This is a genomic window from uncultured Mucilaginibacter sp., from assembly GCF_903893715.1.
Classification (GTDB): Bacteria; Bacteroidota; Bacteroidia; order Sphingobacteriales; family Sphingobacteriaceae; genus Mucilaginibacter.
The window spans coordinates 1-8,199 of sequence record NZ_CAITNG010000034.1; the positions used below are offsets into that span (position 1 = coordinate 1).

The window sequence follows — 8,199 nt, forward strand, 5'->3', positions numbered from 1 at the left end:
ATATTTCGTGCGCTCGCTAATTACTTTATCAAAGGCCTGCTCATTGTGGCACCCATAGGTATAGCCGGCTTCCTCATTTATTGGGCGGTAACCACGGTGGACAATGCACTTAACGTAAGCAGCTTTTTCATCATCGACCCCAAGACGGGTAAGCACATGTATATCCCCGGTTTGGGTATTTTGACTGTTGTGGTATTTTTATTGCTGGCAGGCGTCATCGTAACTAATGTAATTACCGCACCGATAAAACAATGGGCCAATCGCTGGATAAACCGCCTGCCATTGTTCAAATTTCTGCACAGTTCTATAAAAGACCTTACAGAGGCCTTCGTAGGCGATGAGAAAAAATTTAATGAACCCGTTTTGGTGGAAGTGAATGAATTTGGGCTGATGAAAATTGGTTTTATTACACAAAAAGATTTGACGGCAATCGGTTTACCCGGCCATGTTTCGGTATACCTGCCGGCATCCTATTCTATTTCGGGCATAGTAGTTATTGTTTCCGCTGACAAGGTAAAACCGATAGAGAGTAAAAGCGCTGCCGATATGATGAAATTTGCCATATCGGGTGGGGTGAGCGGTATATAGTATGAAAAGCGCGTCAGACATAATTATTCGAGATGCCACTGAGCAGGACTTGCCTGCCATCCTCGACATCTATAACGAAGTTATCCTCAACACCACGTCCGTTTACAGTGAACAGCCACACACGCTGCAAATGCGTAAAACCTGGTTCAACGAACGCAAAGCGGCCAACTTTCCGGTCATCGTAGCGGAGCAAAACGGAACAATCATAGGCTTTGCCAGTTACGGGTATTTCCGTGTATGGCCCTGTTACCGTTTTACGGTGGAGCATTCGGTTTATATCCACAGCGGTTACCGGGGCAGGGGCGTCAGCAAAATTTTGTTACAAGCCATCATCGCCCACGCCAAAAACGCCGGGTTGCACGCCCTTATAGCAGGCATCGACCGCGAAAACGACATCAGCCTAAAACTACACCAATCCTTCGGCTTTGTGCAGGTGGCGCACTTTAAAGAAGTCGGTTTTAAATTTAACCGCTGGTTGGATCTGATATTTATGGAGTTGTTGTTGGAGTAAATGTCAACAAGCCGTATAATACTCTTCCTTCTCTGTAGTATGTATTTTGATTACACCCGATAAGGCCAGATTAACCACAATCTGCTGCGCACCCTTGCGGCTTATTTTAAGCAGTTCGCAGTATTCTTTGATGTTGATGCGCGAGTTGTTTTCCAGATAGCGTAATAAGGCCTGTTCCTTTGATGAATAAGCGATCATCACACCCTCGTTTTGTTGAGAGCGTTTCAGCACATCCACCACGATCTTGCTTGCCAAAACACTTTTATCTTTTATGCGGATGTATACCCACCATTTACCGTCTTCAGCAAGGGCGTAATGAGGTTTTTCCTGTCCGGGCGGTACGTCCACCACCAGCACCAGTTTATCGTCAACGTAAACCTCTTCAAAGGTCGGCTCAAGGGCCGGGCGGATATACAAATGTGCGGCCCTGGTAATCATATACCGTTCCTCGTCTTCCGATTTTACACCCTTTATCGTACCATCATCATAAACACCGATCAGCAGCTTGCCGCCTTTGTTGTTGGCAAAAGCAACCATGGTGCGCGCTATTTTTTCGCAGCTGGTAATGGTCTTCTTAAAATCGAGCGATACACCTTCACCCTCTAAAATCAATCGCTTAATATTCATTGTATAAACTATTCCTGCCCTTCGGGCACAGGGTAAGGTGTAAAAATATCCATCCATCTATCCGGCTTGGCCAATGGCCCAAACCCGAATTGTTTATAAAGTCCGTGCGCATCGGCCGTAGCCAACACCCACCGGCGCAGGCCTTGTACCTCGGGATGACTCATAATGGTCTGCATCAGCCATTTTGATAGTCCCTGACTGCGATAAGCATCCAATATAAACACATCAGCAAGATAAGCAAAAGTTGCCTTATCCGTAATCAGCCTTGCAAAACCTATTTGCTTTTTATCGTGATAAACGCCAAAACACAACGAGTTATCAATAGCGCGCAATAACTTTTCTTTGGTTATGCCCTTTGCCCAATACGAATCTTCATTTAAGTACCGGTAAACATTATCAAAATCAAGTAAGCTATTGTCCGTTGAGATGAAGAAACCCTTTTTTATAAAAACTTCATCATTCATTATTACTTTGTTCATTGCTCATTTGTTCATTAGTCATCGGTATTGGTTGCCGGTCGGTTCAAACAAATGAACTAATGACCAGTGAACCAATGAACGAATCAATACGCCACCGTTTTATTCTCGCCGGTATATAAATTCCTGATATAAACCTCGTTGATGATGGATACGCAATGCACACCCTCATTATCATACATTTCAACAGGGTAGGCCTTTACAAATTTGCCGACCGTGTTCAACACATTCTCGGCCTCCTTGATTTCTTCTTCGGTAATATTGATCTTAAAATAAAGGTTGTTGCGCCCGGGTTTCAAATACTGTATTTGTGCCGATTTTAGCCAAACCCGTACCGTGTACCCGCGCCGGTGCAATATCTGGTGAAAACAAATGGCATAAAAAGGGTCTGCAGCCGAAAATATGGTACCGCCAAATATCGAATTGTTTAGGTTTTTGTTAAAAATACTTTTGGTAATCTTTACCCTTACTCCTGTAAACCCTTTATCAAAACCCTGCACCCAAATGCGCTGCACAAGCAGCGGCGGGTAAAAACGCATGGCCCACTTTAACACTTTTTCTGAAACTACCATCAACCATAAATATCCGAATTTTTTTAATGTGCAAATGCGAAAATGTGCAGATGTGCAAATTGTTTTTCAACAAAATGGTGCATTTGCACATTTACTCCTATGCCTATTTGCACATCAGAAATTTATGTCCCAAACCATCACTTCCTTATCATCGCTAACGGATAGTAATTTCGTCCCTTCATCATACCATCCCAATTTATTGATCGACAATCGATGTGTCGGAAACCCTTTTTCGCGACTGATAATTTTATACAGTTTAAAATCATCCGAACCCCATATTTTGATGCTTTTGTCCATGCTGGCGGTAGCAAAATAAGGTTCGGTGGGGTGGAAGGCGATATGGTTAACGGCAAACAGGTGCGCCGGGATATTTTTGATCTCGGTATAAGTAAGGCTGTCCCATATCTTTACCTGCGCGTCGCGGGAGCCGGAAGCTAAATAACTGCCATCGGGCGCGTATGCTAATGAGAATACAGCCATGGTATGCCCTTCGAGCACTTTAACTAAATTATAATCTTCCAGGTCGTATATCCTGATGGTGTTATCGCGACAACCGAAAGCTACCTGTTTTTCGTTGGGCGAAACGGCGATACAACGAACTGTATCGTGCGATACTTTGATGGTATGCAGTAATGATAGCGTTTCTAAACTCCATACAGACACCGTGCCGTCTTCTGACGCTATCAATAGCTCTTTCTTGCTCTGTACCGATTTAATATCAAATACAGGCGCCTTATGCGTTCTGAGTGGTGCTATGAGTTGCTGCTTGATGAAATCGAACACCAAAACCTCGCCGCTACGTAAACCGGTAAACAATAAGGGATAACCAACCGGACCGTGAACCGCATAGATTGAGGTTGGTACCGGGAACATCACCTTGATAAACGAATTGTCTTTCAGGCCCCATTCCACCAAACCCTTATCGTTACCGCCGGTAAACAATATACCCGGTTTCTGCGAAAGCTCCAGCGTAAAGATAGGGTTGGTGTGCCCGGTAAGTTCAGCTATTTTTTCGACGGTCATTCTTTTGGTTCATAGTTGATGGTTCATAGATCATAGCAAAAAATGCTAAATCATAAACCGCAGTTTTCTCACCATGAACCATGAACTATGATCCATGAACGAACAATTACTTGTGCCTCGATTCCAAATTTTTCGCGATAACCTCCAGGCTCAAATTCTTCTCACGCAGTAAAACCAACAGGTGAAAAACCAGGTCCGAGGCTTCGTTGATGAGGTCGGTTTCAGTTTCAGCCAGGGCGGCTATCACCGTCTCTACACCTTCTTCACCAACCTTCTGCGCTATCTTGTTCAGTCCCTTTTTTCGTAGTTTATTCACATAAGAATCAGCTGACGGATTGTCATATCTTTCATTTATAACGTTCTGTAGCTCAAATATAAAATTTTGGTTATATGAAGTATTAAAGCAGCTACGCGCACCAGTATGGCAGGTTGGGCCATCAGCCTTCACTTTGATCAGGATGGTATCATTATCACAGTCAAGAGCTATGCTTTTTACATGCAAAAAATTATTGCTGGTTTCGCCTTTTGTCCACAAACGGTTTTTGGTGCGGGAAAAAAAAGTAACGATATTTTCGGCGACAGTTTTGTCGTAGGCCTCCTTGTTCATATAGCCCAGCATCAGTACCTCGAGCGTCTGCTCATCCTGTATCACTACCGGAACCAAGCCATTTGTTTTATCAAAATCGATATTCATCCTATATAATTTAAGCCGAAACTAATTTAGCAACGGTACGTACTTCGATGCCTTTGTTTTTTAATATTTCTTTCAAATCGGGTATCAATATCTCGCCGTAATGAAACACCGATGCCGCCAAAGCCGCGTCCACATTGGCCTGCTCAAACACATCCACAAAGTGCTGCACATTACCCGCGCCACCCGAAGCGATAACCGGTATATGCACCGCGTCATTTATTGTTTTCAGGAAAGTGCAATCAAAACCTGCCTTCGTGCCGTCGTGGTCCATCGAAGTGAGCAGTATTTCGCCCGCGCCACGACTTTCCGCCTCGAGTATCCAATCAAAAGTCTCTTTTTCTGTCGGGATACGGCCACCGTTCAGGTAAACTATGTTTTTACCATCATTATGCCTTGTATCCACAGCTACCACCACGAACTGTACCCCAAATGCTGCTGCCAGTTCATCAATTAAGCCCGGTGTGCGCACCGCAGCCGAGTTAATGGATATTTTATCCGCCCCGGCATTCAAAAGCGCGTCGGCATCGGCTATCGAGTTGATACCGCCGCCTATAGTAAAAGGGATATTGATATTACGTGCTACGGCTTTAACCAACTCAACCATGGTCTTCCTACGTTCGTGTGTAGCGGTTATATCCAAAAACACCAATTCATCGGCCCCTTGTTGCGAGTATTGCCAGGCAAGCTCAACAGGGTCGCCGGCATCGCGCAGGTCAACAAAGTTGACGCCCTTAACGGTGCGGCCATCTTTAACATCTAAACAGGGAATGATTCTTTTAGCTAACATAAATTTACCATCACGTCATTGCGAGGCACGAAGCAACCTCTGCGCGATAGGTCTCGGATATGCTTGATCGAATAGCATGTGTAGAGATTGCTTCGCTACCGCTCGCAAGGACGGTTTATATAGAGATGAGGCTCTCCAAATTCCAATTCTTAATTTCTTCTATCGTAATATGACCTTCGTAAATAGCTTTACCCACTACACAAGCCTCTACTTTAATTTTGCTCAAAGCTTCAATATCCGCCATCGAACTTACACCACCCGAAGCGATTAACTTAATGAAAGGTGAATGGTCCAACAGTTTTTCGTACAGCTCTATACCCGCGCCGCCAAGTTTGCCATCTTTGTTGATATCGGTACACAAAAAACGATAAAAACCGAGGCTTAAACAGCGGCTCACATAATCCATCAGCTTTATTGGTGAACTTTCCATCCAGCCTGAGTATTTTATCACCTCGTCCAACACGTCGATGGCGACAACGACATGGTCGGAGCATTGATTGCTGCCGCACATTTCCTTACTCAAATCATCCAAAAAAGTCGGATTAGTAATGGCCTGTGTGCCTACAATTACCCGGTGGATACCGGCATCTATCAGTTCGCGTACTTTTTCAATGCTACGAACGCCGCCGCCATATTGCACTTTCATATCGGTTTTACGAACAATGTCGAACAACCATTGCTGATTGCTGAAATCGTTTTTAGCACCGTTCAGGTCAATAACGTGGATGAACTGTGTGCCTTGCGACTGGTATCGTTCAATCATTTCGTCTAAGGTAACATCATAGCTGGTTACCTGCTCGTAATCGCCTTCGCGCAGTCTAACAACCTTTTTGTCCAGGATATCTATAGCGGGGATAATATACATAATCGTCTTTTTTAAAGGTTCGCAAAGTTAGTTAAAAGTTGTTCACCAAATGCACCCGATTTTTCGGGGTGGAATTGTACACCATAAAAGTTGTCTTTTACGATGGATGCAGAAAACTTCAGGCTATAATCTGTTGATGCTAAGGTATATGCATCGTTGTATTCAATATAGTACGAGTGTACAAAATAAAAGTGCGCGCCTTGCGGGATGCCTTTAAATAGAGGGCTGTCCTCATCGGGATAAACACGGTTCCAGCCGGTATGGGGTACTTTATATTCGGCACTATCGGCAAAGCGCAGTGTTTTTACCGGGATAATATCCAACAGGTTGGAGTCGCCCTCTTCGGAATAGGCTGTTATCAATTGCATCCCTACACAAATACCCAGGGTAGGTTTTTGCAACGCCTTTATTTTAGGAACAAGCCCGGTGTCGACAAGTTTAGCCATAGCCGCGCCTGCATGGCCCACACCAGGGATGATGTAACGGTCATAAGCTTCAAAATCTGCCTCAGTATGTATCATGCCGTAGCTAATTCCCAACCTCTCTAAAGCCGAAGTAAGCGAAAAAATATTGCCTGCGCCGTAGTAAACTATACCTATCATATTTTAGAATCAAGAATCGAGAATCAAGATGCAAGACATCTTTATCTCAATCCAATACATAATTTCAAGAGTCTTGATTCTTGCATCTTGACTCTTGATTCTGTTTTACAGTACTCCTTTTGTACTCGGCAATACCATGTTATTCACATCCCTGCGTACCGCCATCTTGATGGCTTTGGCAAAAGCCTTAAATATCGCCTCAATTTTATGGTGTTCGTTTGTGCCTTCGGCCTTGATGTTGAGGTTGCATTTAGCTGCATCAGAGAACGACTTGAAGAAATGGTAAAACATTTCAGTAGGCATTTCACCGATCTTTTCACGTTTAAACGCCGCATCCCAAACCAACCAGTTACGGCCACCGAAGTCAATGGCCACTTGTGCCAGGCAATCGTCCATCGGCAAACAAAAGCCGTAGCGCTCAATGCCGCGTTTGTCGCCTAAAACGGTTGCGAATGCTTCGCCTAAAGCAATACCGGTATCTTCAATAGTATGGTGCTCGTCAATATGCAGGTCGCCGTTGGCGATGATTTCCAGGTCGATGCTGCCGTGGCGCGCTATCTGGTCCAGCATGTGGTCAAAAAAGTGCAGACCGGTCATTACTTTTGCATCACCTTTCCCATCGAGATTAATTTTGATGAGGATATCGGTCTCTTTGGTTTCCCTGCGGTGTTCGGTAACACGCTCGCCGAGTTTTAAAAACTCATATATCTTGCTCCAGTCAGATGTATCCAGCGCCAAAACTTCTTTCACTTCGGCTTGCTGCTCTTCGGTAAACTCAGCTGCTCCCAAATTGGTATTGTTATGGATGCGAATGGCTTTTGCGCCCAAATTTTTAGCCAGCAATACGTCGTTCAACCGGTCGCCAATGGTAAATGAGTGTGCGAGGTCGTAAACATCCTTGTCAAAGTATTTGGTCAATAGTGCTGTTCCCGGTTTACGGGTAGGGGCGTTATCCTTCGCAAAAGTGCGGTCGATGATATAGTCCGAGAACACTACACCCTCATTTTTTAAAGTTTGGATGACGAAATTCTGTACCGGCCAAAACGTATCCTCCGGGTAAACCGCCGTGCCCAAGCCATCCTGGTTGGTTACCATCACCAGCTCAAAATCAAATTCCTTGGCGATTTTCGGCAGGTATTGCAGCATGCCGGGGTAAAACTCCAGCTTAGCGAAAGAGTCGATCTGCTCATCCACCGGCTCGGTGATCAGCGTACCATCGCGGTCAATAAAAAGTATGCGTTTCAGTTTGTTCATTTAGCGTGGCTAAAATATTAATAATCATTCATATATGCCTCATGTCAGGCCAGTGCGATAGGCTCCCCTCTTGAGAGTAATAGCCCATCATATGACAGATGGCATTAAACTTCTATTGAGAAGCAAGTCAAAATTTGATTTATTATCTCTGTGATTGTATTTAAAAGTAAACTCGTTTAAATAGGATTGAAGATGCTTGA

11 protein-coding genes are annotated in these 8,199 nt (G+C 44.3%); 2 read left to right on the plus strand and 9 right to left on the minus strand.

Annotation, left to right across the window (positions count from 1 at the left end; all coding sequences use genetic code 11):
* Positions 1 to 588: DUF502 domain-containing protein (locus QZX97_RS04430; protein ID WP_295664260.1), on the plus strand; the 588-nt coding region annotated here is incomplete at its 5' end.
* A gap of 1 nt (position 589) precedes the next feature.
* Positions 590 to 1,099, plus strand: coding sequence for a GNAT family N-acetyltransferase (locus QZX97_RS04435; protein ID WP_295651746.1), 510 nt, complete (start codon positions 590 to 592; stop codon positions 1,097 to 1,099).
* A 3-nt stretch (positions 1,100 to 1,102) separates the two neighbouring features.
* Here QZX97_RS04435 and QZX97_RS04440 read toward each other — a convergent pair whose 3' ends face one another.
* The 9 genes from QZX97_RS04440 to hisB all read right to left on the minus strand — a co-directional run bounded on the left by QZX97_RS04440 (position 1,103) and on the right by hisB (position 7,999).
* A complete protein-coding gene (locus QZX97_RS04440) occupies positions 1,103 to 1,726 on the minus strand; it encodes an ATP-binding protein (RefSeq protein ID WP_295651748.1) in 624 nt (207 codons plus the stop codon).
* 8 nt (positions 1,727 to 1,734) lie between these two features.
* Entirely contained in the window at positions 1,735 to 2,205 is a 471-nt protein-coding gene (locus QZX97_RS04445) for a GNAT family N-acetyltransferase (protein WP_295651750.1), read from the minus strand.
* A gap of 83 nt (positions 2,206 to 2,288) precedes the next feature.
* Positions 2,289 to 2,774, minus strand: a complete 486-nt coding sequence (locus QZX97_RS04450; protein WP_295651751.1) for a DUF4442 domain-containing protein — start codon at positions 2,772 to 2,774, stop codon at positions 2,289 to 2,291.
* A 114-nt stretch (positions 2,775 to 2,888) separates the two neighbouring features.
* Complete coding sequence (locus QZX97_RS04455) at positions 2,889 to 3,797, minus strand: WD40 repeat domain-containing protein (protein WP_295651752.1); 909 nt, start codon at positions 3,795 to 3,797, stop codon at positions 2,889 to 2,891.
* A 106-nt stretch (positions 3,798 to 3,903) separates the two neighbouring features.
* Complete coding sequence (hisIE, locus tag QZX97_RS04460) at positions 3,904 to 4,491, minus strand: bifunctional phosphoribosyl-AMP cyclohydrolase/phosphoribosyl-ATP diphosphatase HisIE (RefSeq protein WP_295651754.1); 588 nt, start codon at positions 4,489 to 4,491, stop codon at positions 3,904 to 3,906.
* Positions 4,492 to 4,501: 10 nt separating this feature from the next.
* Positions 4,502 to 5,278 (minus strand): imidazole glycerol phosphate synthase subunit HisF, encoded by a 777-nt coding sequence (gene hisF / locus QZX97_RS04465; RefSeq protein WP_295651756.1) that lies wholly within the window; start codon positions 5,276 to 5,278, stop codon positions 4,502 to 4,504.
* 115 nt (positions 5,279 to 5,393) lie between these two features.
* Positions 5,394 to 6,143, minus strand: a complete 750-nt coding sequence (locus tag QZX97_RS04470; protein ID WP_295651758.1) for a 1-(5-phosphoribosyl)-5-[(5-phosphoribosylamino)methylideneamino] imidazole-4-carboxamide isomerase — start codon at positions 6,141 to 6,143, stop codon at positions 5,394 to 5,396.
* A gap of 11 nt (positions 6,144 to 6,154) precedes the next feature.
* The gene (gene hisH, locus QZX97_RS04475) at positions 6,155 to 6,745 is read right to left on the minus strand and encodes an imidazole glycerol phosphate synthase subunit HisH (RefSeq protein WP_295651760.1); all 591 of its coding nucleotides are present in this window, start codon (positions 6,743 to 6,745) and stop codon (positions 6,155 to 6,157) included.
* Positions 6,746 to 6,850: 105 nt separating this feature from the next.
* A complete protein-coding gene (hisB, locus tag QZX97_RS04480) occupies positions 6,851 to 7,999 on the minus strand; it encodes a bifunctional histidinol-phosphatase/imidazoleglycerol-phosphate dehydratase HisB (RefSeq protein ID WP_295651762.1) in 1,149 nt (382 codons plus the stop codon).
* Positions 8,000 to 8,199 lie beyond the last annotated feature (200 nt).

Bases quoted from the DNA above. Each gene is read 5' to 3' on its own strand.
- QZX97_RS04435 (WP_295651746.1), top strand. From the start codon at position 590: ATGAAAAGCGCGTCAGACATAATTATTCGAGATGCCACTGAGCAGGAC.
- QZX97_RS04440 (WP_295651748.1), bottom strand. From the start codon at position 1,726: ATGAATATTAAGCGATTGATTTTAGAGGGTGAAGGTGTATCGCTCGAT.
- QZX97_RS04445 (WP_295651750.1), bottom strand. From the start codon at position 2,205: ATGAACAAAGTAATAATGAATGATGAAGTTTTTATAAAAAAGGGTTTC.
- QZX97_RS04450 (WP_295651751.1), bottom strand. From the start codon at position 2,774: ATGGTAGTTTCAGAAAAAGTGTTAAAGTGGGCCATGCGTTTTTACCCG.
- QZX97_RS04455 (WP_295651752.1), bottom strand. From the start codon at position 3,797: ATGACCGTCGAAAAAATAGCTGAACTTACCGGGCACACCAACCCTATC.
- hisIE (WP_295651754.1), bottom strand. From the start codon at position 4,491: ATGAATATCGATTTTGATAAAACAAATGGCTTGGTTCCGGTAGTGATA.
- hisF (WP_295651756.1), bottom strand. From the start codon at position 5,278: ATGTTAGCTAAAAGAATCATTCCCTGTTTAGATGTTAAAGATGGCCGC.
- QZX97_RS04470 (WP_295651758.1), bottom strand. From the start codon at position 6,143: ATGTATATTATCCCCGCTATAGATATCCTGGACAAAAAGGTTGTTAGA.
- hisH (WP_295651760.1), bottom strand. From the start codon at position 6,745: ATGATAGGTATAGTTTACTACGGCGCAGGCAATATTTTTTCGCTTACT.
- hisB (WP_295651762.1), bottom strand. From the start codon at position 7,999: ATGAACAAACTGAAACGCATACTTTTTATTGACCGCGATGGTACGCTG.